Origin of the sequence: Synechococcus sp. N26 (assembly GCF_900473975.1) — a bacterium.
Lineage (GTDB): Bacteria > Cyanobacteriota > Cyanobacteriia > PCC-6307 > Cyanobiaceae > Parasynechococcus.
On record NZ_UCNM01000006.1, the window covers coordinates 140314 to 164648 of the forward strand.

At 63.7% G+C, this 24335-nt stretch carries 32 protein-coding genes, 2 tRNA genes and 1 pseudogene; 19 read left to right on the top strand and 16 right to left on the bottom strand.

Translation table 11 applies throughout. The features are described 5' to 3' along the window. The first annotated feature begins 2 nt into the window (after positions 1-2). From lpxA to msrA, 3 genes are read left to right on the top strand one after another with little or no spacing between them, the layout of a single operon-like run. Positions 3-827 carry an acyl-ACP--UDP-N-acetylglucosamine O-acyltransferase gene (lpxA, locus tag DXY33_RS04015; protein WP_115131837.1) on the top strand — a complete coding sequence of 275 codons (825 nt, stop codon included), beginning with the start codon at positions 3-5 and terminating at the stop codon, positions 825-827. Beyond that, a complete protein-coding gene (gene lpxB, locus DXY33_RS04020) occupies positions 827-2008 on the top strand; it encodes a lipid-A-disaccharide synthase (RefSeq protein WP_115131838.1) in 1182 nt (393 codons plus the stop codon). Before lpxA ends, lpxB begins: the two co-directional genes overlap by 1 nt. Further along, entirely contained in the window at positions 2005-2628 is a 624-nt protein-coding gene (gene msrA, locus DXY33_RS04025; protein ID WP_115131839.1) for a peptide-methionine (S)-S-oxide reductase MsrA, read from the top strand. Before lpxB ends, msrA begins: the two co-directional genes overlap by 4 nt. Before the next feature lie 211 nt (positions 2629-2839). Here the strand turns inward: msrA and DXY33_RS12205 are convergent, their stop codons facing one another. Further along, on the bottom strand, positions 2840-2992 hold the full coding sequence (locus DXY33_RS12205) for a hypothetical protein (RefSeq protein ID WP_170950935.1): 153 nt from the start codon (positions 2990-2992) through the stop codon (positions 2840-2842). 231 nt (positions 2993-3223) lie between these two features. On the opposite strand from DXY33_RS12205, the gene DXY33_RS04030 reads away from it, so the two are divergent. The 5 genes from DXY33_RS04030 (at position 3224) to DXY33_RS04040 (ending at position 4909) form a co-directional block, all read left to right on the top strand. Continuing rightward, on the top strand, positions 3224-3514 hold the full coding sequence (locus DXY33_RS04030; protein ID WP_115131840.1) for a DUF3104 domain-containing protein: 291 nt from the start codon (positions 3224-3226) through the stop codon (positions 3512-3514). A gap of 172 nt (positions 3515-3686) precedes the next feature. Continuing rightward, complete coding sequence (locus DXY33_RS04035) at positions 3687-3854, top strand: DUF4278 domain-containing protein (RefSeq protein ID WP_244275849.1); 168 nt, start codon at positions 3687-3689, stop codon at positions 3852-3854. Positions 3855-3987: 133 nt separating this feature from the next. Next, positions 3988-4140 carry a hypothetical protein gene (locus tag DXY33_RS12210; RefSeq protein WP_170950490.1) on the top strand — a complete coding sequence of 51 codons (153 nt, stop codon included), beginning with the start codon at positions 3988-3990 and terminating at the stop codon, positions 4138-4140. A gap of 195 nt (positions 4141-4335) precedes the next feature. Continuing rightward, the gene (locus tag DXY33_RS12215; RefSeq protein ID WP_170950489.1) at positions 4336-4503 is read left to right on the top strand and encodes a hypothetical protein; all 168 of its coding nucleotides are present in this window, start codon (positions 4336-4338) and stop codon (positions 4501-4503) included. Positions 4504-4726: 223 nt separating this feature from the next. Further along, the gene (locus DXY33_RS04040; RefSeq protein ID WP_114989454.1) at positions 4727-4909 is read left to right on the top strand and encodes a hypothetical protein; all 183 of its coding nucleotides are present in this window, start codon (positions 4727-4729) and stop codon (positions 4907-4909) included. A 49-nt stretch (positions 4910-4958) separates the two neighbouring features. Here DXY33_RS04040 and DXY33_RS04045 read toward each other — a convergent pair whose 3' ends face one another. The 5 genes from DXY33_RS04045 to DXY33_RS04065 form a co-directional block, all read right to left on the bottom strand. Beyond that, positions 4959-5195 (bottom strand): hypothetical protein, encoded by a 237-nt coding sequence (locus DXY33_RS04045; RefSeq protein WP_011365057.1) that lies wholly within the window; start codon positions 5193-5195, stop codon positions 4959-4961. Then, positions 5192-6661: a leucyl aminopeptidase gene (locus tag DXY33_RS04050; protein ID WP_115131842.1), complete on the bottom strand. Its 1470-nt coding sequence runs from the start codon at positions 6659-6661 to the stop codon at positions 5192-5194. Before DXY33_RS04050 ends, DXY33_RS04045 begins: the two co-directional genes overlap by 4 nt. 56 nt (positions 6662-6717) lie before the next feature. Then, positions 6718-7290 (bottom strand): GIY-YIG nuclease family protein, encoded by a 573-nt coding sequence (locus DXY33_RS04055; protein ID WP_115131843.1) that lies wholly within the window; start codon positions 7288-7290, stop codon positions 6718-6720. Beyond that, positions 7290-7859 (bottom strand): hypothetical protein, encoded by a 570-nt coding sequence (locus tag DXY33_RS04060; protein WP_115131844.1) that lies wholly within the window; start codon positions 7857-7859, stop codon positions 7290-7292. Before DXY33_RS04060 ends, DXY33_RS04055 begins: the two co-directional genes overlap by 1 nt. Positions 7860-7954: 95 nt before the next feature. Beyond that, positions 7955-8662 carry a response regulator transcription factor gene (locus tag DXY33_RS04065; protein ID WP_115131916.1) on the bottom strand — a complete coding sequence of 236 codons (708 nt, stop codon included), beginning with the start codon at positions 8660-8662 and terminating at the stop codon, positions 7955-7957. A 202-nt stretch (positions 8663-8864) separates the two neighbouring features. On the opposite strand from DXY33_RS04065, the gene DXY33_RS04070 reads away from it, so the two are divergent. The 3 genes from DXY33_RS04070 (at position 8865) to pyrF (ending at position 11245) form a co-directional block, all read left to right on the top strand. Beyond that, positions 8865-9194: a DUF1825 family protein gene (locus DXY33_RS04070; RefSeq protein ID WP_115131845.1), complete on the top strand. Its 330-nt coding sequence runs from the start codon at positions 8865-8867 to the stop codon at positions 9192-9194. Positions 9195-9269: 75 nt separating this feature from the next. After that, positions 9270-10517, top strand: coding sequence for a tyrosine--tRNA ligase (gene tyrS / locus DXY33_RS04075; protein ID WP_115131917.1), 1248 nt, complete (start codon positions 9270-9272; stop codon positions 10515-10517). Further along, positions 10517-11245, top strand: a complete 729-nt coding sequence (pyrF, locus tag DXY33_RS04080) for an orotidine-5'-phosphate decarboxylase (protein ID WP_115131846.1) — start codon at positions 10517-10519, stop codon at positions 11243-11245. Before tyrS ends, pyrF begins: the two co-directional genes overlap by 1 nt. Positions 11246-11264: 19 nt before the next feature. Here the strand turns inward: pyrF and plsY are convergent, their stop codons facing one another. The 5 genes from plsY to DXY33_RS04105 form a co-directional block, all read right to left on the bottom strand. After that, positions 11265-11861, bottom strand: a complete 597-nt coding sequence (plsY, locus tag DXY33_RS04085; RefSeq protein ID WP_115131847.1) for a glycerol-3-phosphate 1-O-acyltransferase PlsY — start codon at positions 11859-11861, stop codon at positions 11265-11267. Continuing rightward, positions 11858-12877, bottom strand: a complete 1020-nt coding sequence (locus tag DXY33_RS04090; protein ID WP_115131848.1) for a DUF3086 domain-containing protein — start codon at positions 12875-12877, stop codon at positions 11858-11860. The genes plsY and DXY33_RS04090 overlap by 4 nt, the downstream gene beginning before the upstream one ends. A gap of 96 nt (positions 12878-12973) precedes the next feature. Further along, positions 12974-13399: a DUF3119 family protein gene (locus DXY33_RS04095; protein WP_115131849.1), complete on the bottom strand. Its 426-nt coding sequence runs from the start codon at positions 13397-13399 to the stop codon at positions 12974-12976. Further along, positions 13396-14145, bottom strand: a complete 750-nt coding sequence (locus tag DXY33_RS04100; protein ID WP_006850673.1) for an ABC transporter permease — start codon at positions 14143-14145, stop codon at positions 13396-13398. The genes DXY33_RS04095 and DXY33_RS04100 overlap by 4 nt, the downstream gene beginning before the upstream one ends. Next, positions 14142-15470, bottom strand: a complete 1329-nt coding sequence (locus tag DXY33_RS04105) for an MFS transporter (protein WP_115131918.1) — start codon at positions 15468-15470, stop codon at positions 14142-14144. The genes DXY33_RS04100 and DXY33_RS04105 overlap by 4 nt, the downstream gene beginning before the upstream one ends. Before the next feature lie 131 nt (positions 15471-15601). Here DXY33_RS04105 and DXY33_RS04110 point away from each other — a divergent pair. Further along, a tRNA-Gly gene (locus DXY33_RS04110) sits at positions 15602-15672 on the top strand. A gap of 4 nt (positions 15673-15676) precedes the next feature. Here DXY33_RS04110 and DXY33_RS04115 read toward each other — a convergent pair. Beyond that, positions 15677-17782, bottom strand: a complete 2106-nt coding sequence (locus DXY33_RS04115; RefSeq protein WP_115131850.1) for a glycogen-debranching protein — start codon at positions 17780-17782, stop codon at positions 15677-15679. Positions 17783-17823: 41 nt separating this feature from the next. Between DXY33_RS04115 and DXY33_RS04120 the strand changes: the two genes are divergently transcribed. The 5 genes from DXY33_RS04120 (at position 17824) to DXY33_RS04135 (ending at position 20585) form a co-directional block, all read left to right on the top strand. Continuing rightward, the gene (locus DXY33_RS04120; RefSeq protein ID WP_115131851.1) at positions 17824-18483 is read left to right on the top strand and encodes an MBL fold metallo-hydrolase; all 660 of its coding nucleotides are present in this window, start codon (positions 17824-17826) and stop codon (positions 18481-18483) included. Positions 18484-18616: 133 nt separating this feature from the next. Continuing rightward, positions 18617-18892 carry an HU family DNA-binding protein gene (locus DXY33_RS04125; RefSeq protein ID WP_006850925.1) on the top strand — a complete coding sequence of 92 codons (276 nt, stop codon included), beginning with the start codon at positions 18617-18619 and terminating at the stop codon, positions 18890-18892. 62 nt (positions 18893-18954) lie between these two features. Continuing rightward, the gene (gene gluQRS, locus DXY33_RS04130; protein ID WP_115131919.1) at positions 18955-19839 is read left to right on the top strand and encodes a tRNA glutamyl-Q(34) synthetase GluQRS; all 885 of its coding nucleotides are present in this window, start codon (positions 18955-18957) and stop codon (positions 19837-19839) included. 66 nt (positions 19840-19905) lie between these two features. Beyond that, entirely contained in the window at positions 19906-20094 is a 189-nt protein-coding gene (locus tag DXY33_RS11970; RefSeq protein ID WP_115080922.1) for a hypothetical protein, read from the top strand. Positions 20095-20312: 218 nt separating this feature from the next. Continuing rightward, a complete protein-coding gene (locus DXY33_RS04135) occupies positions 20313-20585 on the top strand; it encodes a hypothetical protein (RefSeq protein ID WP_244275850.1) in 273 nt (90 codons plus the stop codon). 19 nt (positions 20586-20604) lie between these two features. On the opposite strand, the gene DXY33_RS04140 is transcribed toward DXY33_RS04135, so the two are convergent. Continuing rightward, the gene (locus tag DXY33_RS04140; RefSeq protein ID WP_115131852.1) at positions 20605-21384 is read right to left on the bottom strand and encodes a prohibitin family protein; all 780 of its coding nucleotides are present in this window, start codon (positions 21382-21384) and stop codon (positions 20605-20607) included. Between the two features lie 113 nt (positions 21385-21497). Further along, entirely contained in the window at positions 21498-22226 is a 729-nt protein-coding gene (locus DXY33_RS04145; RefSeq protein WP_115131853.1) for a succinate dehydrogenase/fumarate reductase iron-sulfur subunit, read from the bottom strand. 20 nt (positions 22227-22246) lie between these two features. Between DXY33_RS04145 and DXY33_RS04150 the strand changes: the two genes are divergently transcribed. Beyond that, on the top strand, positions 22247-22729 hold the full coding sequence (locus tag DXY33_RS04150) for a hypothetical protein (protein WP_115131854.1): 483 nt from the start codon (positions 22247-22249) through the stop codon (positions 22727-22729). Positions 22730-22770: 41 nt separating this feature from the next. Here the strand turns inward: DXY33_RS04150 and DXY33_RS04155 are convergent. Next, positions 22771-22843, bottom strand: a tRNA-Thr gene (locus tag DXY33_RS04155). Positions 22844-22940: 97 nt separating this feature from the next. Between DXY33_RS04155 and DXY33_RS04160 the strand changes: the two genes are divergently transcribed. Then, on the top strand, positions 22941-23162 hold the full coding sequence (locus tag DXY33_RS04160) for a DUF3493 domain-containing protein (RefSeq protein WP_371634568.1): 222 nt from the start codon (positions 22941-22943) through the stop codon (positions 23160-23162). A 606-nt stretch (positions 23163-23768) separates the two neighbouring features. Here DXY33_RS04160 and DXY33_RS12655 read toward each other — a convergent pair. Further along, positions 23769-24329, bottom strand: a pseudogene (locus DXY33_RS12655) (low-complexity tail membrane protein); the annotation flags it as partial. Between the last annotated feature and the right edge of the window lie 6 nt (positions 24330-24335).

A 24335-nucleotide genomic window follows, 5' to 3' on the forward strand; every position in this document is an offset into this window, starting at 1 on the left:
GGATGTTGCAGCACACGGCGTCACAGCAGATCCATCCCACGGCGGTGGTGGACCCGAAGTCTGAGCTGGCCTCCGGCGTGGTCATCGGCCCGGGTGCGGTGGTCGGCCCTGAGGTGGTGATCGGTGAGAACACCTGGATCGGTCCCCATGCCGTCTTGGATGGCCGGCTGACCCTGGGCCGTGACAACAAGGTCTACCCGGGTGCCTGCCTTGGGCTTCCGCCGCAGGATCTCAAGTACCGCGGAGCCAATACCGAAGTGTTGATCGGTGATGGAAACACCCTGCGGGAATGCGTGACGATCAACCGCGCTACCGAAGAGGGTGAGGTGACCCGCATCGGCAACGGCAACCTGCTGATGGCTTATTGCCATCTCGGCCACAACTGCGATCTTGGCAACAACATCGTGATGTCCAACGCCATTCAGGTGGCGGGCCACGTGGTGATCGAAGACCGTGCAGTAATCGGTGGCTGTCTGGGCATTCACCAGTTTGTTCACATCGGTGGGATGGCGATGGTGGGCGGGATGACCCGCGTCGACCGAGATGTTCCCCCCTATTGCCTGGTCGAAGGCCATCCGGGCCGCGTGCGGGGTTTAAACCGTGTGGGCCTTCGGCGCCGTGGCCTAGCTGCCAACCATGACGGCGCTGAACTCAAGCAGCTTCAGGAGATCTGGACCCTGATGTATCGCTCTGACCTTGTGATTGCCGATGCGCTTCAGCAGGCCAGAAGCCAGCCCTTGCTGCCGGCGGCTGAGCACTTCTGCCGGTTCCTGGAAGCCTCCACGGGTCAGGGTCGACGGGGGCCGATGCCGGTGCAGGGCCGCTGATGGTTCGGCTGCTGATCAGCACCGGGGAGGTCTCCGGTGATCTGCAGGGCAGCCTGTTGATTCGCGCCTTGTGGTTGGAGGCGGAACGACGGGGACTTGAGCTGGAGGTGCTGGCTCTGGGTGGTCCGCGCATGGAGGCAGCGGGTGCCATGTTGATCGCCGACACCGCGCCGATGGGGGCGATCGGCCTGTGGGAGGCCCTTCCCTTGATTCTTCCCACGCTGCGGCAACAGGCCCGGGTGGATGCGCTGTTGGAGGACCGGCCCCTTGATGGGGTGGTGCTGATCGACTATGTCGGAGCCAATGTGCGCTTGGGCACGCGGCTGCGGCGCCAGCAACCCGAGCTGCCGATCACCTATTACATCGCCCCCCAGGAATGGGCCTGGCGCTTTGGCGATGGCAGCAGCACTCGGTTGATTGAATTCACCGACAAGGTACTGGCGGTTTTCCCTGCTGAGGCCGAGTTCTACGGCGCCCGCGGTGCGGATGTGAGCTGGGTGGGCCATCCGTTGCTGGACAACTTTCAGAACCTGCCCGATCGCGCCAGCGCCCGCCGCCAAATGGGTCTGGACCCTGACTCCCCAGTGCTGTTGTTGCTACCGGCTTCGCGGACCCAAGAGTTGCGCTATTTGATGCCATCGTTGGCCCAGGCGGCGGCCCTGTTGCAGCAAAGCCATCCTGATCTTCAGGTGCTGCTGCCCGCTGGGCTTGCGCAGTTCGAAGCTCCCCTGGCGGCAGCGCTGCAGGATGCCGGTGTGCGCCACGCCCGGTTGATTCCCGCTGCTAAAGCGGATGAGTTGAAGACCACCTTCTGTGCGGCGGCGGATCTTGCCTTGGGCAAATCCGGCACGGTGAACCTGGAGCTGGCCCTGCAGGGGGTTCCCCAGGTGGTGGGGTACCGCGTGAGCCGACTGACGGCCTGGGTTGCCCGCCACGTTCTGCGCTTCCAGGTGGATCACATCTCACCGGTGAATCTGTTGCTCAAGCAGCGGTTGGTGCCGGAACTGCTGCAGGACGAACTTACGGCCGAAGCTTTGGTGGAGAGGGCGCTTCCTCTGCTGACTGACACCCCAGAGCGCCAGGCCATGCTGGAGGGGTACGCACGGCTTCGGACCACCCTGGGTGCTCCTGGGGTCACCGAGCGGGCGGCCAAGGCCATCTTTGATCAGGTGATCGGATGAAACGAACCCTGCTGTTGTTGTTCACCTGCCTGATGCTGCTCAGCTGGCCCCAGCGCGCCATGGCTGAGCTGCAGACGGCAGTCTTTGCCGGTGGCTGTTTCTGGTGCATGGAGCACGACCTGGAACATCTTCCCGGGGTGCGTGATGCCGTGAGCGGCTACAGCGGCGGGCAGCTGGAGCGCCCCACCTACCGGCAGGTGAGCAGTGAGACGACGGGGCATCAGGAAGCGGTGCAGGTGCGCTTTGATCCGGATCAGATCAGCTACGCGGAGCTGCTGCGCAGCTACTGGCGCAATGTGGATCCCCTCGATGGCGGCGGCCAGTTCTGCGACCGCGGCGATTCCTACCGGCCGGTGATCTTCACGGCTGATGAGGCCCAGGCTCAGGCGGCCGAAGCCAGTGCGGCGGCGGCGGCCCGTGAGCTCGGACAACCCCGGTCTGCTTTGAAGGTGGAGCTCCGGCAGGCGACTCGCTTCTGGCCCGCCGAGGGATACCACCAGAACTACGCGGAGAACAACTCCGTCAAATACAACTTCTACCGGTTCAGCTGCGGTCGTGACCGCAGACTCGACAGCGTCTGGGGCAACAACGCTCGCTCCGGTAACGCCTGGGGGAAGTAGGGCTGCTGCAGCCTCATTCCTCGGCAGAGCGCCCCCGGATGCGGGCACGGTCGCTCAGCCAGATGATCACCCGCGTGATCGCCCACGCGAGGGCGACGCCCAACAGGATCGAGAGCAGCGACTCCACAGCACAGCACTTGAGGACACCGGCAACTGCCGGATGCTCCTCAATATGCCGATCTGATCAAGGAATGCGTGGGGACTGTTGCGATCAGTCGTTTGCTTTGGCGTCCTTGTCTTTCTCTTTTGCTGGCTGTGTCGTGGCCTGAGGCTTGGATGCCGCCTTGCAGGCCAGGGAGGCTTCCAGGCGCTGCAGCTGCGCTTCGCGCAGGGCATCGGAAATGCTGAGAGTGCGGTCAGTCATCGATTGGCGTTCTCGACGGCGGCAGGCTCAGGGCCTTGTGCGATCGAAAGGGGGCCTACGGGTCTGAAGACTGTCGAAACCTAGACGCCCACGGGTCAACGTCCAGGGAGCAAAAGTGCTTACGTCAGTGTCTGGCAACACGTCTGCGCTTCAACGCCAGCGCGATTGACGGCTTGCCAAACATGTATCGCCATGGCTATTAGTACAGGTGTACTGATTTTTGGGTGGCTCATGTCGGTTGATCACGGTGATCTCGCGGTGAAGGCGGAGGCTCTCTTTCTCCACGTCCGCCCAGGGCACTTTGTGATCGTTGCTGGAGACCAGCTCGATCAAGGGGATTGGTGGATGGGACAGGTGCTCTTCTGCGAGGGAAGTGCGCGCCACCCCAGGCTTCCGTCGCTGTTTCAGGTGGCTGACGTGGATACGGGCGTCATCAAATGGATCAATGCCGACGCGGTCTCGGATGTGATCTGGTCGATGGATGGATGGCCCGCCAGTGCACCTGTCTCTTCGGGCTGTTGATCGAGTGGGGCCTTGGTCAAGGGGCGATATGTATTCGCGCGAACGGCACGGGCTCGGCGGCTGCCTTATAAATAGTTTGTAGCGGTTGCTACAAAACGTTCACCCCCTCTTGAGGGGGCGCAGATGCTCCAAGCCATGGAACGGGGACTTGGATTTCTTCGAGGAACATCCAATGACTGCACTTCTCTATCGAGGCCACACCTACGCAGCAGCTCCAGTCACGCCCAAAGCCTGCGTTGAATTGACCTACCGCCGCGAGCACTACAACACCTGCCGCCAGGAACTTATTGGCGAAAGCCGCCGCACCCTCACCTACCGGGGCGTCACCTACACCAAGTAGCCCGAAGCACCCGTTGGTTCCTGCCCCTGCCCCCTTTCAAGGGCAGGGGCTTTTGTTGGGCAGTCGGATGGAGGCAAGCCACGGTCCAAGGGAGATCCCGGCATCCTGTGGGCGAGCCAGTCAGCATTCGCCGATGGGATCGGATCTCACCGCCATCGTGATCTCCTCGGTGTTTCTTGGGGTGGGTTTTGTGATCGCCAAGTTCTTCCCTGAAGCCGCGTTGCTGGCGGCGGTGTTCCTGGTGGGGTTGGCGATTCTCAACGTCGCCCTTGTTCTTGTGGCCTGATGCCCAAAAGAAGAGGGGGTGTTCCCTAAGCACCCCCGCTCGACGCGTTGCCCCTTCACCGAGAGAGGCCCCGCAGGATGGCCTGGGCTCCCGTGGCTGTTCGTCGCCATTACGACAAAAAGGCCGGGCTCTCCGGGCGCCCTCGCTGCGTTGACAGGGGCCGCACTATGAACATGTTCACTATGAACTTTTTTCATGGCAAACGTCCGCGAGATGGTCAACACCCATCTGCCCGTCGCGCTCAAGCTGATCAACAGCGCCGCCCTGGTTGCGATCGCGCTTTCAACCCTCTGCGCTGCTGGCTCTCTGCGTGAGATGTCTGGCAGGTCTGCTGCTCCAGCGGCTGTCACTGAAGCCAACTGAGCCCGATGAAATGGAGCGATACCCCGTATCGCTCCAGGGGATTGCGCCGGCCGTTACTTGATCAAATTTGGTCGAATTCCTTAAGAAATCAACATCCAACCTGTTGAAAAGATTAAGCGCGGCAACCTGATTGATTCAGCAAGTTCTCAGTGAACAGACGGGTTTCCGGCCATCGACGATGCTTCAGCAAATGCTTACGATCAAGCGGTGAGAGGAGGGTTGTATGTATCTGCTGACCATTAAGGATGGTCTTGGCACCCGTCATATCGGTCCCTACGCGTCGCCGAAGCACGCATCGGATGATCTTGATCGGGTGTTGGAAACCTGCTCCGAGCGAGCACGGTGGCAGATTCATGCATTGGAAACCCCAGACCGCACACTCGAATTGCAGGCTGTTGCCTCCTGACGGGTTGTTTCGTCCTTATTGGCTGTTTTGATCTGACCCTGCGACCTGATCAGCTCTGACGTCGCCCTGGAAAGCCTCTGGTCAGCCCGCTATCGATCATCAGGCCGATGCCGGCGTTGATGCAGATCAGGCTGAGGGTTCCATACCAGAACCAGGGGCCTGCGTCCTTGCCCAGCATCTGAACCACCTTGCGGCTCACCGCCTCGCCGAACAGGCAGAGGCCCACCGGGAGCAGCAGCACCCCCAGCTGGGCCTTGATGTACCAGCGCACCGGGGAGCGGCTCATGACTGGGCCAGCACCCAGTTCACCAGGGTGCGCACGCCGTAGCCGGTGGCACCAGCGGGATTGACCCCTTTGCCCTTGTCACTCCACACCGGGCCGGCGATGTCGATGTGGGCCCAGGCGGTGTCTTTGGCCACGAACTCCTTGAGGAACAGGGCCGCTGTGATCGAACCACCGGGCCGCGGGCCGGTGTTCTTCATGTCGGCCAGCAATGACTTCAATCCATCCCTGTAGGACTGCCGCAGTGGCATGCGCCAGAGCCCTTCACCGCTCGTCTCAGCGGCGGCATCGAGGGCCTCCGCCAGATCGTCATTGTTGGACCAGAGCCCGGCCACCTCATCCCCCAGAGCAATCACGCAGGCTCCGGTGAGGGTGGCCAGATCCACCACGGCATCGGGCTTCTGCTCACAGGCGTAGAGCAGGGCATCGGCCAGGGTGAGGCGGCCTTCGGCGTCGGTGTTGTTGATCTCAATCGTCATGCCGTTGGCGGCCGTGACGATGTCGCCGGGGTGGACGGCGGAGCCGTTCACCATGTTTTCGCAGGAGGCCACCACCATGTGCACCTCAACGCCGGCCGGCTTGAGTTCGGCGATGCTGCGCATGGCACCGATCACAGCGGCACTGCCGCCCATGTCGAACTTCATCATGTCGATCTGGGCGGCCCCCACCTTGAGGTTGTAACCGCCGGAATCGAAGGTGAGGCCTTTGCCCACCAGGGCAACGCGGCGTTTTACCTCGCCCTCAGGGCGATAGATCAGGTGGATGAACTTGGGGGGCAGGTCGGAGCCCTGGCTCACCGCCAGGAAGGCCCCCATGCCCTTGGCTTCGCAGTCGCTGCGCTCGAGAACCTTGAGTTCAAGGCCGTGGTCCTTGGCGATGCCAGCGGCCGTGTCGGCGAGGGCTGCTGGGGTGACCACGTTCGGAGGGGCCGCCACCAGCTCCCGGGCCAGTTCCACACCGGCGCAGGTGGCATTGACGGCCGCAAAGCCGCTTTCGGCGGCGGGGTCGAGGTCGATCAGCTCCAGGGCCTCGGGGATCCGGCGTGGGTCCGGCTCCTTGCGGAAGCGCTGGTCTTTGTAGAGGCAGAGCCGCACCGCTTCAGCACAGATGCGGGCGGCTTCTGTGGCATCGGTTCCCGCCCAGGGCAGGTGCAGGCCGAGGCTGCCTTCACAACCGATGGCGGCCTTGGCGGCCCGGGCGGCGGCGCCGCGCAGGCGCTCGGCGTCGATCCCATCGCTCTCGCCCAGGCCCAGCACCACCAGGCGCTGCGGGCCCCCGCCCAGGGGCGTGATCACCAGTTGATCCCCGGGCTTGCCTTTGAACTCCTGCTGCTTGAGGGCCTCGGTAATGCCGGCAAAGCGTTGTTCAAGGGCCGTTGGCGTGGCATCGACATCGCCCTGGGGCAGCCCCACCGCCAGCACATCGCCGTTCCACTCCTGCAAACCGGCGGAGGACAGGGAGAAGCGCATGGGTGGACGCGTCAACAAAAGATGAGCGTAGCGATCCTGTGCGACGCCCTCGGCCCTCAGAGCTCTGCGGTGAAGGGGGTGGCCCAGCGCTGGCGGGTTTCCTTGTTGAACGGCGGCCACCAGCGTTGGATCAGCTGTTGTTCCAGGGCCCGCCGGGCGCGGGTGGCCCGGGGCACATCGCAGCTGAAGCGGATGCTCAGCTGGGCGCTCAGCTCACAGCGCTGTAGGGCTTCGCCGTAGGCGGCGAGGTAGGCCTTGCAGTCGTGATCACCTTTCCAGCGGCGCTCGGCCGCCAGGGTTTCGCCCACATAAAGCAGAATCGGCTGCTCCAGCTGGGCTGGCCTGTCCATCACCAGATAAATCGCTGCTCCGCGGTGGGACGGTTCCGGCCAGCGCCAGAAACTCATCGCCAGGGGGGTCAGGGCCAGTGGATCGATGGTTGCCGCAGCGTCATCGGGGCTGGCACCGAACAGATCCCCCTGGGCCGTGCTGGCGCTTTCGCCGCGGAACAGCGGCGCCTGATGGGCATGAAGCCGCGCTTGCCAGGCGAGCAGCTGTTCCAGTTGCAGGGGCAGGTCGGGCCTGTTGTTGAAGGCCAGCGCACCGGTGGAGAACAGATCTCCCTGCATCAGGGCAGCGGCAGGCTGGGCCCGGCGGGGCGGCTGCCGAAACTCACCCGGCCGATCAGGGCTTCCACGCTGCTGGCGGGCAGGGAGAGCCGCTCCTGCAGATCGGCCAGATCCTTGAAACCGGCGCGGCGGCGTTCGCGCATCAGGTTGGCCAGCCGTTGTTCGGACCAGCCCAGCAGCGCCAGCTGATCGACGCTGGCGTTGTTGAGGTCGAGGGGAGCGGCCTGGGGCTGCGGTGGGGCATCGCCGTGCCACTGGAAGAGCAGATGGGGGGTCCAGAGCCTGACCAGATCACTCGGCAGCTCCAGCAGCCGGAACAGATCATCGGCACTGGCGAATTGCACCCCACCCCGCTGCAGCCGCACCAGCAGATCGGCTGTGTCCTGGCTGCAGCCGGGCAGTTGCAGCCACTGATCGCGGCTGGCCCGGTTCACATCCATCACCCAAGCCGGCGGCTCGGGCACGGTTGGTAAAGGTTGCGCTGGGGCCGGCCGGGTTGGTGCTGGCAGCTGTCCGGTGGCCTGCAGTACCTGCCTGGCCAGGGGATCCAACCAGTGGCTGCGGGGCATGCTGCTCAGCAGAGATGGGTTGACCTTAACGAGGGTGCAGGGGCTGCGTCAGCGCAATTGGCGCATCTGGTTGTTCTGGCACCGAGCTGGTTCTTTCAGGTCGAGGGGTTCCAGCGGGGAATCGGCAGCGGTGGATCCACCAGGTTGCGCTGAAAGGCGATCAGCACCGCCTGGGTGCGGCTTTTGGCATCGAGTTTGCGCAGCAGTCCGGTGACGCAGTGCTTGGTGGTTTCGATCGAGAGGTGCAGCTGATCGGCAATTTCCTGATTGCTGAGGCCCTTGCAGAGCCCGCGCAGTACGTCTTCCTCCCGCAGGCTCAGCACGTCGCTGAGGGGATGGACGACGCCTCTGGCGCCGCGGTCGTGGTTGGCCACGCCGGCAATCACCGGATCCATGTGGCTGCCATCGCTTTCCATGGCGCGCAGAACGCTGAGCAGACCGCCGTTGCCGATGCGTTCATGGCTGCAGAGCCCTTCGCATTGCGCCTTGGCCGCGGCGTGAATCGTGCTGAGCAACGGACGCTGAATCAACATCAGGCAGCGCAGGGAGGGCTGCTGTGCCTTGGCGGCTGCCACCAGGGTGGGGCCGGTGCCGCGCTCGAGCTGGTCGCTGCAGATCAGTAGATCAGCGGCTGTGTTGCGAAGGCAGGCGAGGGCTTCCGCTTCGGTGCTGGCTGCTCCCACCAGGGAGCCAATGCCATCAAGGCTGTGCAACAGGCCGCTGATCAAGACGCGATCGGCTGAGGCCACCACGATGCGGCGCCCCTCCATCAGGTGCCGGTGGCGCTGGGGAAGCTCACGCATCGCGCCGAGCTGAGCAGTGAAGTCCACATCCTGAAGGCGGCCCGAAACTCACCATGAATTCGGATGCTCCCGAAGGGTGGTGCGGATCAGCAAGACCGTACAAAACCTTTGCGTGAACGGCCGTCAAAGGTGCGGCGATCCCCCCCCGTTGCCCCTGGCGAATCCTTGGCAGACTTTGCCGAAGCAGTGCGCAACGCCGACGATGGCCTTCTTCGATTCCGACATCGTTCAGGACGAAGCCAAGCGTCTGTTCAGCGATTACCAGCAGCTGATGCAGCTGGGCAGTGAGTACGGCAAGTTCGACCGGGAGGGCAAGAAGAAGTTCATCGAGACGATGGAAGAGCTGATGGGCCGCTACCGGGTTTTCATGAAGCGCTTTGAACTCTCGGAGGATTTCCAGGCCAAGCTCACGGTGGAGCAGCTGCGCACCCAGCTCAGCCAGTTCGGCATCACCCCCGAGCAGATGTTTGAGCAGATGAACTCCACCCTGGAGCGGATGAAGGCGCAGATCGAGCAGCCGCCCTCTAGCTGAAACAGCCCCAGCTGAACCAGCTCGAGCTGAGCCAGGACTCGTACGATCGCCAGCGCTTGCTCGTTGCGCCTCCCCATGCCGGACTCCATCCCGTCGTTGCCGGATTGGTTGGCCCGGGGCATGGCCGACCTGTTCCCGGCCGGGGATCCCAGTGATGCGGATCAGGCCCTGGCGGCCCGGTTGGCGCAGGCCGACAAGGAAGGCCGGCCGCTGCGGGTGAAGCTGGGCATCGACCCCACTGGCAGCAACATCCACCTGGGTCACAGCATCCTGTTCCGCAAATTGCGGGCCTTCCAGGACGCGGGCCACACGGCGGTGCTGATCATCGGCGATTTCACGGCGCGGATCGGAGATCCCACCGGCAAGAGCGCCACGAGGGTGCAGCTCACCAAGGAGCAGGTGGCCGCCAACGCCTCCACTTATTTGCGCCAGTTGGGGCAAGACCAGCCGAAGGAAACGGCGCTGCTCGATTTCGAAACCCCCGGCCGTCTGGAGGTGCGATACAACTCCGAGTGGCTGGAGGGCATGGACCTGCCGGCGGTGATCGGCCTGCTCGGCACAGGCACCGTGGGCCAGATGCTGGCCAAGGACGACTTCTCCAAGCGCTACGGCAGCGGCACGCCGATTGCGCTGCATGAGTTCCTCTACCCGCTGCTGCAGGGCTACGACTCGGTGGCGGTGAATGCGGATGTGGAGCTGGGCGGCACCGATCAGAAGTTCAACGTGGCCATGGGCCGCGACCTGCAGCGTCACTTCAACAAGGGCACCCAGTTCGGGCTGTTGCTGCCGATCCTGGTGGGTCTGGACGGGGTGCAGAAGATGAGCAAGAGCCTCGGCAACGTGGTGGGCCTGGAGGAGGATCCGCTCTCGATGTACTCCAAGCTGGAGAAGGTCGGTGATGCGGCAATCGACGACTACGTCACGTTGTTGACTGATCTGGACCTGGCTTCGTTGCCGGTGAACCCGCGCGAGAAGCAGAAGGCGATGGCCCTGGCGGTGACCGCCAGCCGCCACGGCATCGAAGCCGCCCAGAAGGCCCAGAGCGATGCCGCCACCCTCGTGGGCGGCAGCGGTGACGCCGGCGCTGATGTGCCCGAGGCCTCCCTGGCGGAGGTGAACTTCCCGGCCAAGGCCTTTTATCTGTTCAGTGCCGTGGGCATCTGCGCCAGCAGCAGCGAAGCCCGCCGCCAGATCAAAGGCGGCGCGGCGCGGCTGGAGGGGGAGAAGATCAGCGACCCCAACCAGGAGTTCGCCTCAGCGGCGGAACTGGAGGGCAAGGTGCTGCAATTGGGCAAGAAGACCTTCCGACGTTTGGTGGGCTGATGACCTTGCATCCCGCAGACCCCGCCGATCGAATCATCGTGGCCCTCGATGGCATGGCGCCCGAACAGGCGCTGCGCTTTGCCGGCCAGGTGGAGGGGCTGCGCTGGGTGAAGGTGGGCCTGGAGCTGTTTGTGCAGGCAGGCCCGGAGGTGGTGGCGCAGCTGCGTGAACAGGGGTTGCGGGTGTTTCTCGATCTCAAATTTCACGACATCCCGGCCACGATGGCTGGTGCCTGCCGGCGGGCGGCGGCGCTGGGGGCCGAACTGATCACGGTGCATGCCTGCGCAGGCAGCGAAGCACTCAAGGCGGCTCAGGCTGCGGCAGTGGAAGGGGCCCAAGGGGCTGGCCAGCCCGTACCAACGTTGCTGGCGGTGACGGTTCTCACCAGTTGGGAGGAGCAGCGACTGCAACGGGAACTCGCCATTGCCCAGGACATCACCGAACGGGTGCCGGCGTTGGCGCAGCTGTCGGCGACTTCCGGCATCGGCGGGTGTGTGTGTTCACCCCTGGAGGCAACGGCATTGCGGGCGCAGCACTCCGAACCGTTTGCCTTGGTCACCCCAGGCATTCGCCCCAAAGGGGCAGCGGTAGGTGATCAGGCCCGGGTGATGGGGCCGGCAGAGGCAATTGTCGCCGGTGCCAGCCAGCTGGTGATTGGCCGGCCGATCACCAAGGCCGAGGATCCCAGTGCGGCATTTGCTGCTTGTTGCGGAGAGCTCCTGGGCTGATCGCTGTTGGCGGCAGGGCTCAAGACTTCTGCCCGATCTTGGGTTCGGTGCCCGCAAGCAGCCGCTCGATGTTGCTGCGATGGCGCCAGAGCACCATCAGGCTGGCCACAAGTGACACCACCACGTAGGCGCTGCTGCCGCCGGAGATCAGCATCAGCAAAGGCAAACCGATGGCGGCCACCACGCTGGAGAGCGACACGATCCGGAAGATTGAGATCACGGCCATGAACAGGCCAAAGCAGGCCAGTCCCACCGGCCAGGCCAGGCCGAGAAACAGGCCCAGGCCGGTGGCCACCGCCTTGCCGCCCTTCCAGCCCAGCCACACAGGCCAAATGTGCCCAGCCAAGGCCGCCAGGCCCGCCAGCACCTGCAGCCAGTCACTGAGGCCAACGCTCTTCGCCAACAGCACCGCCAGGGCGCCTTTGCCCACATCAATCATGAACACCACCAAGGCTGGGCCCTTGCCCACGTTGCGCAGCACGTTGGTGGCGCCTGTGCTGCCGGAGCCGCACTCGCGCAGGTCGATGCCCTTGAGCCAGCGGCCGGCGAGGTAACCGCTGGGGATGGCTCCCAGCAGGTAGCCGATGGTCAGGAGCAGCAGGGCAGTAAGGATCACAGCAGGTCGTCGTCGTCGAGGCGTTCACCCGGTCCGGCCGCGAAGGCCAGCCAGAGGGGGAACTGAAGCACAGGGATGTCGACGCTGCGCTCGGCCGCATCGATCAGGATCAAGGGCACTTCCCCACGCTCCTCCAGCCGGTCGGCCCGCTCCACCAGGGCTTCCGGCCGTTCGAACAGCACGATGCCGCTGCTGGGCCCGAAGTCTTCCCGGCCCAGGCCCAGGGCATCCTGCAGGCCGCGCCGCCATTCGCCGAGCCGTTCGGGGCCGCCGGCCAGCACCAGGCACTGGAACTGATCGCCATACAGCTCACCGATCACCGCGATCAGGGCCGCGCTCACCAGGATGTTGCGCGGCCGGGTGCCGCGGCTGGGCTGGGCGCCACGTCCGCCTTGATTGAAGAACCAGTCCTCCAGCAGTGCCGTGTCGCGCGCGTCGATGCTGCGCCGCAGGTTCCAGGGGTCGGCGTAGACGTCGGGTTGTTTGAAGAAGCGCTCCAGGGTCTGGCGGATCAGCTCTTCATCGGGGCGGAAGGTGTCGGCCACTGCGAGCGGCGGAGTGCTCTCACCGGCCTTCTCCGGCGCCGCTGCGTTGTCTGCCGCCTGATCGAGGGGGGAGGGCTGCACCACCATCGGCTGCACCACCAGCTCCAGGTTTTCCACGCTCTGCACCAGGTCCTGCAGGGCACCGCCCAGGTACTCCTGGAAGCCCTTCACGCGGCGGGCGATGGCGTCCGATTGGCCGGCGAAGTTGGCCTTCAGCTCGGTCTCGAGTTGCTGCTTGCGGGAGCTGAGGGCGTTGATCTCCGCTTCCAGGGCATCGCGGCGGTCCTGCAGATCCTTGAGGGCCAGCTCCATCACGAGATTGGCTTCTGCAGCGGCGGGCTCGGTGCTGGTGGTGCTGGCGGGTTCTGCGCTGGTGTCGCCGCTGGTTTCCGCCGGGGGCTGCTCCGGTTCAGGTGCCTGGGGGGTCAGGTCGGTGTCGTCGGGCATTGCGTCAGCTGCCGTGCTCTCCATCCCTCCATTCCAGCCGAACAGGCCGCAGAAAAACAGGTGGCATCACAACTGCGACAGGTATGCACGAAATTGCATGGATATCGTCTCGAAATCGTGCTACTGCTCGCTATTGCTCGTTTTGTCTTCGGGGTCATCTTTCGGTACTTCAAGCGCTCCCACCCGTAGTTCCAGCTGTTCCCGCAGCTCCTTGGGGCTGAACAGGATCGGCAGGAAGTGAATGCTCTGGGTTTCGCGGAAATAAAACAGGCCCGGAAGCCAGGGGGCGAACAGCTGCCAGCTCAGCCATTGGTCGTAGGGGAAACGCCGCAGCTCGCGGCTGTTCTGCCACACGATCAGAGCGTCTTCCTTGAATTCCAAGCGCAGGCTGGCGCTCTGGATCAGCAAAAACAGGCCGAACAGCACCACCACCAAGGTGGGCCAGGGCGAAAGCGGCAGAGGCAGCAGTGCCGGGCCAAGGGCCACCACCAGCAGCGGTAGCCGCACGTCTGGCTTGAGGGTGACGGGGGAGGGGGTTGAACTCATGCTCCGAACAGCACCTGGGTGAGAACGACATCCATCAAGGCCACCAGGATCAGGATCATCACCACAGCGCCGGTGGTGCTGGTGCCCACTTCCTTGGGACCGCCGCGGGTGGTCAGGCCCCAACCGCAGGCCACCGTGGCGATGATCAGCCCGAACACCAGGGCTTTCACCAGCATGAACGGCAGGTCCAGCGGGTTCATCCAGGTCTGCACCGAGGTCCAGAACACCGCCGGCGGGATGTTGTAGAGGGCCGTGCTGGTGAGTTGGCCCGACCACACCGCCACGAAGAAGAAGAAGAAGCACTGCACCGGTGCCATCACCACCATGGCGATCATCCGGGGCACCACCAGGTACTCCACCGGGTCGGTGCGCAGCATGGTGATCGCATCAATCTGTTCGGTCACCTTCATCGTGCCCAGCTGGGCCGCGTAGGCGGTGGCCACCTTGCCGGCCAGCAGGCAGGAGGTGAGCAGGGGTGCGATCTCCCGTGCCAGGCCGATCGCCAGGATGCCGCCTACCGTTGATCCCGCTCCCTGGCGGGTGAGTTCTGCGGCCACCTGAATGTTGAACACCGAGCCGGCGGCCACCGAGATGATCAGCACGATCAGCAGGCTGCCGGGGCCGGCCTCCAGCATTTGCTCAAACAGCTCTCCCCGATTGATGCGGCCGCGCAGGGTGGCGGCCACGGCCTGGCCTCCGATCAGCAGGCTGGTGCCCAGGCGTTTGATGGAACGGGGCGTGTTCATCCGGCGGCCTTCTGCAGGTGGGCTCCACGGTCGGGCCAGCCTCGCATCACCACAAGGCCAAGCAGCACAAGGATGGCGGGAATCAGACCCATGCAGAGGCGGATCGCCAGCAGGGCTGAATCCGGCTGTTCGATGAAACTCAGTGCTCCGCTGCAGTTGCCCCCCTTGGCGGAGATGTAGCCGGTGATCGAGAGCAGGCTGCCGAACACCGACATGGTCAGGCCGATGATCAGCTTCTGGCCGAACACCATCCAGGCGGTGTAAAGCCCGGCGGGTTTGCTCGGATCAGCGTCGATCGCATCGGGCAGCAGCGACCAGGGGATCAGATAGGCCGTCGCTGCTCCCACCCCCACCAGGGCGATCAGCCCTACCAGTGGCAGCAGCTGCAGCGGGCCGGGATCCGCCGCCAGGGGCGGGAACAGCATTGAGATCAGGCAGGCGCTGATCCACAGCCCCGCGCCCCAGCGCAGGGTGGCGACGCGGCCGATGCGGTTGCTGAGGTTGCTCCAGAGCTGAAGCCCCAGCAGGGCGGCGATCTGGAAAGGCAACAGGATCCAGGTGGAGAGGTTGGCGGGCACATGCACCACCTGCACCAGCCAGATCAGGGCCACCACCTGCATCAGTTGCAAGCCAAACCAGAGCAGCAGATACAGCCCCAGCACCTGGCGGAAACGGGGGTTGGCCATCACCCGCTTCAGCTGCTGCATCGGCGGTTCGTTGTTGGGCACCGGCCGTTGGGCCCGCTTGGCGTAGGGGGCCAGCCCCCAGCAGCAGAGCAGCGTGGTGGTGGCGGCGATGCTGCCGGTGATCCGGCCCATGGCCAGGTAGCCCCCACCTCCGTCGGTGAGCACCACCGAAGCCACGATCAGTCCGCTCAGGCCCGCCAGGATTGATCCGGTGAACCGCGCCGCATTCAGGCGGGTGCGAATGGCGGTGTCCGGCGTGAGTTCGGTGCTGAGGGCCGCGTAGGGCAGGTTGACGCTGGTGTAGGCGGTCATCAGCAACACCGCCATCACCGCGTAATACATGGTGCGCTGCAGTCTGTCGCCCGGGGGCACCCACCACATCGCCGTCAGGCTGATGCCCAGCGGCAGGGCTGCGGTCAGCATCCAGGGCAGGCGCGGGCCCCAGCGGCTGTGGGTGTGATCGCTGAGCCAGCCGATCAACGGATCATTCAGCGCGTCCCACACCTTGCTCACCGTGAGCAGAGAGCCGGCGATGAAGGCCGGCAGGCCAGCGGCGCAGATGAAAAACGGAAAGAGGTAGAAGCCCAGCTGAGTGGCGGCAAGTCCGGTGCCGGCGTCGCCCAGGCCGTAGGCCAGCATCAGCCTGCGGCGGGATCCCTGCAGGGATGCGTCGGTCGGTGTCACGCGGAGGCTTCGGGCAGGCGGATTGCCATAATGAATGCGTGCTCACGACACCACCAGCTATTGGGGCAGTGGTTCGTTTGTACTACGCGGGTGTTGTGTAATGGTAAGACCTCAGCCTTCCAAGCTGATGACACGGGTTCGATTCCCGTCACCCGCTCTGATCACAACCGCAGGCCTGAGGTTTCCTCCTCGGCGAGCAGCAGCACGAAGCTCCGGCTCTGCAAGGGAATCTCAACGCCGCTGAAGCTGGCTGGCTCGGCTGGGAAATCCTTGGGGCTTGGCAATGAGGTGTCGATCACCCGTTTCCAGGGGGAGGCCGGAACCGGCAACTCAAAGCTGAGGCTTTCCTTGTAGGCGTTGAAGCCCATCCACAGCAGCGCCCCGCGGCTGCCGCGGTGGAGGCTGGTGGCCGTCGTGCGGCTCCAGGCGGCCCAGTCGGGTTTGGCCAGGTTCACCCCGTGCCATTGACGCCAGAGATCGCTGCGCTGCTCCGATGGTTGTTCCGCTGATTTGCGGTTGCTTTCCCGTGGCGGCACCAAGGGATTGAACAGTTGCGGCAAGCACTGGCGCAGCCGCAGCAGCCGCTGCAGAAATTGCTTCAGCTCCAGGTCGCACTGGTCTTCATTCCAGACCATCCAGCCCAGGGGGCTGTTCTGGCACCAGCTGTTGTTGTTACCCCCTTGGCTGCGGCCCACTTCATCGCCCATCAGCAGCATCGGCACGCCACGGGCCAGCAGCAGCGAGCTGAGCAGGTTGCGTTGCTGACGCCGCCGCAGGCTTTGCACTAGGGGGTTGCTGCTGGGGCCTTCGATGCCGTGGTTCCAGCTGTTGTTGTGGTTCTCGCCGTCGCGGTTGTCTTCGCCGTTGGCCAGGTTGTGCTTGCGGTTGTAGCTCACCAGATCCGCCAGGGTGAAGCCGTCGTGGGCGGTGATGAAGTTCACCGAACGCCCCAGGGCCACGGGCTTGCCGTCATAGAGATCGGGACTGCCCTTGAACCGCTGGGCCAGGCTCCAGGTGCTGTGGTCGTCCCCTTTCCAGAAGCGCCGCACCCCGTCGCGGAAATGGCCGTTCCAGGTGCCGATCCGCTTGCCGGGGAAGTCGTCCAGCCGATAAAGACCGCCGCAGTCCCAAGGTTCGCTCACCAATTTGAGATCACTCAGCTGCGGGTCGGCCTCCATTGCCGCGAACAGGGGCGGCTCATTCAGGGGTTTGAGCTGGTCGCCGCGGCTGAGGGCAATGCCCAGATCGAAGCGGAAGCCATCCACCCCCAGTTCCAGGGCCCAGCAGCGCATCGATTCGAGGATCAGCTGGGTGCTGATCGGCGCATTGGCGGCGATCGAGTTGCCGCAGCCGCTCACATCCTGATAGTCGCCGTCCTCGTTTTGGTGGTAGTAGACGTTGTCGGCACAACCCCGCCAGCTCAGGGTGGGGCCATGTCGATTGCCCTCGGTGGTGTGGTTGTAGACCACATCCAGCAGCACTTCGATGCCGGCGTCATGGCAGGCGGCCACCAGCTGGCGCACCTCATGGCGGGCCTGCAACGGATCGCTACTGCTGCAGTAGCCGTGGTGGGGTGTGAACCAGCTCAGGGGGCTGTACCCCCATACGTTGTCGCGGCCCGGGGGGGCATCGGCCGGGTCAAAGCAGAACACCGGCAGCAGCTCCACCGCCGTGATGCCCAGCTCCTTGAGATAGGGCAACTTCTCGATCAAGCCCAGGTAGGTGCCTCGGTGTTCCAAGGCGACCCCGGCATCCTCACGGCGGGTGAAGCCCCCCACGTGCAGCTCGTAGATCACCGTGCGTTGCCAGCTGTGGCGCGGGCGCGGATGGGCCTGAAAGTCGAACAGATCCCGTTCGCACACCACCGCCTTGAGGCAGGCATGGGCGTTGGGTGAGGGGCCGGTGGCCAGCACCCGGTCGTAGACGTCCCAGCCACTGATGGCACGGGCGGCGGGGTCCAGCAGCACCTTGGAGGGCTGGAAGCCATGGCCCCCCGGCGCCAGCGGCCCGAAGACCCGGTAGCCGTAACACCAGCCTTCGCCGACCCCCTCCACTTCCACGTGCCAGTAGTCGCCCGAGCGGTGACGTCGACCGTCAAGTTCGATCACCCGCTCCGGGCTGCGATCGTTGCCGTTGCTGTAGAGCAGCAATTCAATGCGGTCGGCCCCGGGGGCCGCCAGCACAAAGTTCACACCTCGTCGGGTGAGGCTGCTGCCCAGGGGCCAGGGAGAACCGGGGTGAATGCCACTCAAGGCCCGTTGGGGCATCTCGACTTCAAACTAGTGGTTTGGTCCGTTGTTTTGAGCCAATGGCGATGACCACCACACTTGAGGCCGGCCGGCCGCCGCAGCAGCTGCGTGACGACCTCTGGTTGTTTCCGCCCAACCGCGACAGCCAGGGCGGCAGCTCCTGGTGGCTGGATCTGGATCCCGAGCCCGTGCTGGTGGACTGCCCGCCGTTGACGGAGGCCAGCCTCACGGCTCTGCGCCAGCTGGCGGGAACCCGCAGCCCGAGGATCCTGCTCACCAGCCGAGAAGGCCATGGGCGCTTGCGTCGCGTTCAGGAGCGCCTGGGATGGCCGGTGCAGGTGCAGGAACAGGAGGCCTATCTCCTGCCCAATGTGGAGCCGTTGGACACCTTTGCCGAGGAACACACCACGGTGAGTGGTTTGCGGCTGTTGTGGACGCCGGGGCCGACGCCGGGGAGCTGTGTGGTGTTCGCCCCGGCACCAAATGAACTGTTGTTCTGCGGGCGTTTGCTGACGCCATGGGCTCCGGGTCAGCTCGCGCCGATGCGCCATGCCCGCACATTCCACTGGCCCAGACAGCTGAACAGCTTGGCCAGGCTCAGGGATTGGATTCCTTCAGATGCCAGTCCCCAACTGCTTTCTGGGGCTGCGCTTGGTGCCTTGCGTGGGGAGCGGCTCGTGCCCTTCAGCGGTTGGAGCGATGCGGCGGACAACAGCTAAAGCGTTGCGGCACAACACGTTTCGCTTGCAGCAACCGGTTGCTCTCCATACGATTGGGCCGCTTGGGGAAGGCAGCGGCGAGCCCACGACGCCGTATCTGAGCCGTCTCCCGCCCCCCGACTCTCTCTAACCAATGAACAAAGCTGATCTGGTGAATCTGGTGGCTGCTCGCACCGAGCTCACCAAGACCGACGTTTCCATGGTTGTCGACGCCGCCATCGACACGATCATCGACTCCGTGGTGGAAGGCAAGAAGGTGTCCATCCTCGGTTTCGGTTCCTTTGAGCCCCGTGAGCGTTCCGCCCGTCAGGGTCTGAACCCCAAGACCGGCGAGAAGATCGCGATTCCCGCCAAGCGCGTTCCCGCCTTCACCGCCGGCAAGATGTTCAAGGACCGCGTTCAGGGCTGATCAGCGCCTCAACCTCGTTCTCCGGGCGGCCCAGTGGGTCGCCTTTTTTGATGGCTGTTCAGATGAAGGAACTTCCGGAGCATCTGCAACAGCATCTGGAGCGGGGGCGAGCCTTGGCAGCCGCCGGTGTCTACCGCGGCCGTTTCGCCCCATCTCCCACGGGGGTGCTCCACCTCGGCAACCTGCAAACGGCTCTGCTCTCGTGGTTGGCGGCCCGTCAGGCCGGTGGTGCTTGGTTGCTGCGCATCGATGACCTCGATACGCCGCGCAACCGCGCCGGTGCCATCGAGGCGATCCAAAGCGATTTGCGCTGGCTGGGCCTGGAATGGGATGGGCCGGTGCTTCTCCAGAGCGAACGGCGTGGCATCTACCACTCCTGGTTGTCGTGGTTGCGCCGATCCGGATGGTTGTTCGCCTGTCGCTGCTCCCGAAGGCAGCTTGCCGGTCAGCCGATCTATCCCGGCGTCTGCCGGACGGCTGGGCACCACTGGGGCTGGCAGCAGCAGCGGCTCCCCAGTTGGCGCCTGCGGGTGACTGATGACGATCCCCACGGCAGTGGCGATGTGGTGGTGCGGCGAGCCGATGGCTTCATCGCCTACCAGCTCGCCACCGTGATCGACGAACTCAGCTTCGGCATCACCGATGTGGTGCGTGGTGCTGATCTGCGCGAGGCCCTGCCAGCCCAGCGAAGTGTTTTTGCGGCCCTAGGTGAATCACCGCCCCAGTTCCGGCATGGGCCGCTGCTTTGTGATGCCAGCGGCCAAAAACTGTCCAAGCGTGAGGCCAGTTCCGGCCTGGAACCGCTCCGTGCCGCGGGGCTCGATGCGGCTGCGGTGATTGGTCGCTTGGTCTCAGGGCTTCAGCTGCTGGATCCTGGTGCGCGCCTGAGTGCAACAGAGTTGCTCGAACACTTGACGCAGCAAGAGATCAATGCAGTGATTTCTTAAGGAACACTTCGGGATCAGCGGCGGGTTTTCCACCCACACTGAATCCATCGTCTGATCCTTGGGATCATGTGCACGTGCACCGTCTGTGGAGGCAGTGGGATGCAGCGGGTGTCGGGGGACCGCTTCCGCACCTGCATCGTCTGTCTGGGGACCGGTCAGATCAGTTCAGCGGTGCAGTCGGCACCGTTGAACCACCAGCCCATCAACACCCCAGGTCTGGCCAAACTCAGCTGTCCTACCCGGCCCCTGGCTTGATCCTCAGCCCAGGGGAGTCTTCTGATCGTTCTGGATCACGAAGTAGGTGGCCGTCGCCACAACGATCAACAGCGGCACCGCGGTGAACAGCAGCAGGGCAATGGCGGTCCAGTCGGTGTACACGGCGGGGCGATGGGTCGAAGTTGAGGCATCATCTCAGCAAATCGCCCCCCTGAGCCCTGCTCGCGCGCACCGTCACAGTCCTGCTGCTCCTCGCCATGGCGGCCCCTGTGGTGCGTGCGTCGCCCTTGGCAGCCTTTCAGGCCCGAGCCAGGCGCTGCTTGGAGGGCCATCAGCCTCAGCTCTGTGAACAGGCTTTGGTCGAGGCGGAGGCCCTGCAGCAACAGGCGTCAGCCAGCAGTGCCTATCCCTGCCAGACCCTGCTGTTGGGAGTTCAGGCGGATCTGGTGATGCAGCAGCTGCGGGCGGGCCGTGGCGCCGAGGCCATTGCTGACCTGCAGGCGGCGACCCGCGGCTGCGCTGGGCTCTGACGCATCCAGTTGCATCCCGTTATCGGCCAACAATCACCGGTGGCGTGCTGCCCCCACGAATGGGCGGAACAACCTTTGTTTTTCCGTCCCACTTGTCGAGGAACAGCTTGTAGAGAACGCTGTCATTGAGCGAGCGGGTCAAGGTCTGAAACTTCAGGGCCTCCTGCTCGGCGATCTGAACCTCGGTTTTGGCGCGTAGAAGCTGCTGTTGCGCGATCTGCTTCTGCTCGATGGCCGCTCGGTATTCCTCAGCAATCTTGAGGCCCGTGATGTCCAGGCCTTTAACGGCCACATAGTCGAATTTGCTCAGCTCATTGGAGACGCTTTCTTGCACAAGGGTGGAAATGTTGTTCCAGTCGGTGGCGATGGTGTCGAGTTCATACTTCGAGAACACCGATTTCAGTGATTTCAGCAGGGATGGCTGGATCACCCTGGCGTAAATCGCAGAGTTATCGGTGGCAATCGTGCTGTAGATCCTGGGGGCTTCTCCGGGCTTGACCGCATATTTCACTGTTGCTGTGGCTTCGATCACCTGCAGGTCTTTGGTGAGTGTTGAAAATTTTTCGGGGATGACCTGCGTTCTGACGCTGAAATTATGGGTCGACTGAATGAACGGAAGTTTGAGGTTCAATCCCGGCTCTCTTGGCGTGTTGGAGACTTTGCCAAGGGTGGTGACCACGCCAACTTCACCAGCGGGAACAACAAACACGCTTGAGAGCAGAGCAATGCCTCCAATGAAAACCGTGGTCACGCCCACCACTGTTTTGGTGATCTGCTCCGGCTGGGGGTTGGATTGCATGCTTTTGGCTTGCGTCGATCCTTAAAACAGTAGTGATTTGTTGTGGGTTATTGGCAAAAAGTTTCTGATGATCTCTGGGCTGGCGCAGCAGCGATTGTGGTGTTTTGGCTCAGTCAGCTTTTGCATTCTCGGTGCATCCAGCTGATCCAGTCTGCGGAAATCTCCTGGGGACAGACCGCCTCGCATTCGAGGTTGCTGCTGCAGCTGCCGAAGCCCTCGGCCTCCATCTGGCGTTGCATGGCGTCGGCGCGGCTGGCCCGTTCCGGTTGCCCCTGCGGCAGTTGCCCCAAGTTCGCCAGCTTGGCGGCCACGAACAGGCTTGCCGAGGCATTGCGGCAACTGGCGACGCAGGCGCCACAACCGATGCAGGTTGCCGTGCTGAAGGCGCTGGTGGCTTGCTCCCGGCCCACGGGCAGGGCGTTGCCATCGGGAGCCTGGCCAGTGCCCGTTGAGCAGTAGCCGCCGGCGGCGATCATCCGGTCAAAGGCGGAGCGGTCCACCATCAGATCCTGGATCGGAGGGAAGGCCTTGGCGCGCCAGGGATCCAGGGTCAGCACCGCACCATCGTTGAACTCCCGCAGGTAGAGCTGGCATACGGAGGTGGCGGCCCGAGGGCCATGGGCCTGGCTGTTCACCAGGAAGCCGCAGCTGCCGCAGATGCCTTCGCGGCAGTCGTGCTCGAAGCTCACCGGCCGTTCTCCGGCGCTGATCAGTTGTTCGTTGAGCTGATCGAGGGCCTCCAGCAGGGAGAGGTTGGGGGAGACGTTCTCCATCTGATGGCTCTGGTAACCACCGGGTTGATCGGCGCTGCGTTGCCGCCAGATGCGCAGGATGAGTTTCATTTGTAGCTCCGGGTGCTGGGTTGCGCGCCTACACCGCCCGGTCGGAAAAATTGCTGCGCTTGGTGAATGACAACCGGGTGCAGTTGTTTCCCCGCGGTGTGGCGGAACTTGAAGCGGAGGCTTCCGTGGTGAGGTCGTTGTACCCGCAGATGCTGCTGGATCCCCATCTGTTGATTGTTTATCCCTTTGCGGGTTTCTTCTATGTGGCTCCAGAGAACACGGAGCTGGCAGCCGCGATTCAGACCGGTTTTGAACGGGTGATCGCCGATGGCTCGTACCAGCGCCTTGTTGAAGAAGCGATCATGACGCCCTGGTTAAGGCGCCAGCTCAAACTGCGGTCGCGAAGGATCCTGGTGCTTCAGAATCCTGAGGTGGCTGAAGTGTTGGCTGATGTGAATCCAGCTCACTGGATTGTTCCCTGGAATGATCTTCTCAGTGGAAGGATCACCAGTGGAAATGATCTCTGCTCGTCTTCGGGATTGAAGAGGATATGTGTTAAATAGATATGCATTGAATTCGGCTGATTCAATGCGTCACTGCAAAAAGCCGATGACCTGACTTGAACAGGCGACCCACGCTTTACGAAAGCGTTGCTCTACCGGCTGAGCTACATCGGCGTCACATGCAATTTAACATTTGCTCTGAATCCAACTTGGACGTTTGCCCGATAATCCCCGCCCCAAATCTGGCCTGGATCCCGCCCTGCGGGAACGGTTGCTCAAGGAATCACAGACCCCCTGGCGTGGGCTCAGACGGCTCGTCTGGTTCGCTCTCTTTGCTTCCGCTGGACTCGGCCTGTTCACGATGGCTTTCCGTGCTTCCGCTGGCGACACCGTCGATCTGGCTGACTTCGGCATCCAGGGGGGTGCTCTCCTGCTCTTCTCCGGTCTGCTCTGGTTCGACCGCAACAGAGGCAGCAGCAGCAGCGACGCTTGATTGGTTGGCGTCAACCGCACGGATGTCGTCAGCGTCGTCGTCTTCCGACATGCCGTCTTGATCCTCTGCATCGACCGGTTCCAGCGCTTCGGACTCGACGACATCAGACTCTTCAGCCATCGCGGTGTTGATGGCTGAACTTTCGCAGTCTGGCTCTTGGTTGTCCGGTGCCTCCTCGTCTGGCTCTTGGTTGTCCGGTGCCTCCTCGTCTGGCTCTTCGTTGTCAGGGCTGATGTCGGAGGCGCTGATGTCTTCCGTGCTGTCGCTCTGTTCCGGCGTGGTGTCTTCCACGTCTTCCACGTCCATGCCCTTATCGGCGTCCTGATCGCTTGTTGGAGCAGCCTCTTCAGCTTGAGCCTCGGCAACGACGGGCTCAGGAGCGGTTTCGGGATCAGCTTCGTCAGACACTGCAGCCGTAACAGGATGGACGGCTGAACTCTCCCCATCGGGTGCCTCGTTGTCAGTGCTGGCTTGATCAGTAGTGGCTTGATCAGTGCTGTCGTCTGTCTCCGACGCGGTGTCGTCCACCCCGATGGCCTTGTCGGGCTCTTGCTTGATCGGCTCCACTGCAGGCTCCGGCCACTCCAGGCCAGGGAGGTTGAGCAACTGCAGGCCCAGGCTGGTGCGTTGCGTTGCCAGAGCATCAGCACGAAAAGCCGAATCGGCAGGGGCGACGGTTGCTGGTGATCCAAGCAACAGCGCTGCGGCTTGAATCAGCTGCTGCCCCTGCCAGACCATCAAGGCCAGCAATGGGCTGACCAGCAACAGGGTGACCAGACGGGATTGTCCCGACACCGGGGAAAATTCACTCGCCAGCACCGCTGAATCGTCCATCCACCAGAGCACGGGCAACAGGATGACTGCGGCGATTACCACAGCGGCGCGGCTGCTCAAGCCGCCTTGGGATGCACTGATGCGGAGTTGATCGCTGTTGCGGCTGGCCAACGGCTGACGCACGAACAGCAGAGATCCCCAGTCGGCGGGCCGTCGCCACAACGCGACAGCTGGGGCCAGGACCCCCACCCCCCAGATCAGGAATCGCTCTACACCGGGAACAGGACCCGGATCCGCGCCGGCCAGAACCAGGCGGATCAGCAGCAGCTCCAGGGGAATGGCTCCAAGGGCCAGGCACTGAAGCCAGAGCAGGGGCTCGCTGCGGGGCTGCACGATCGC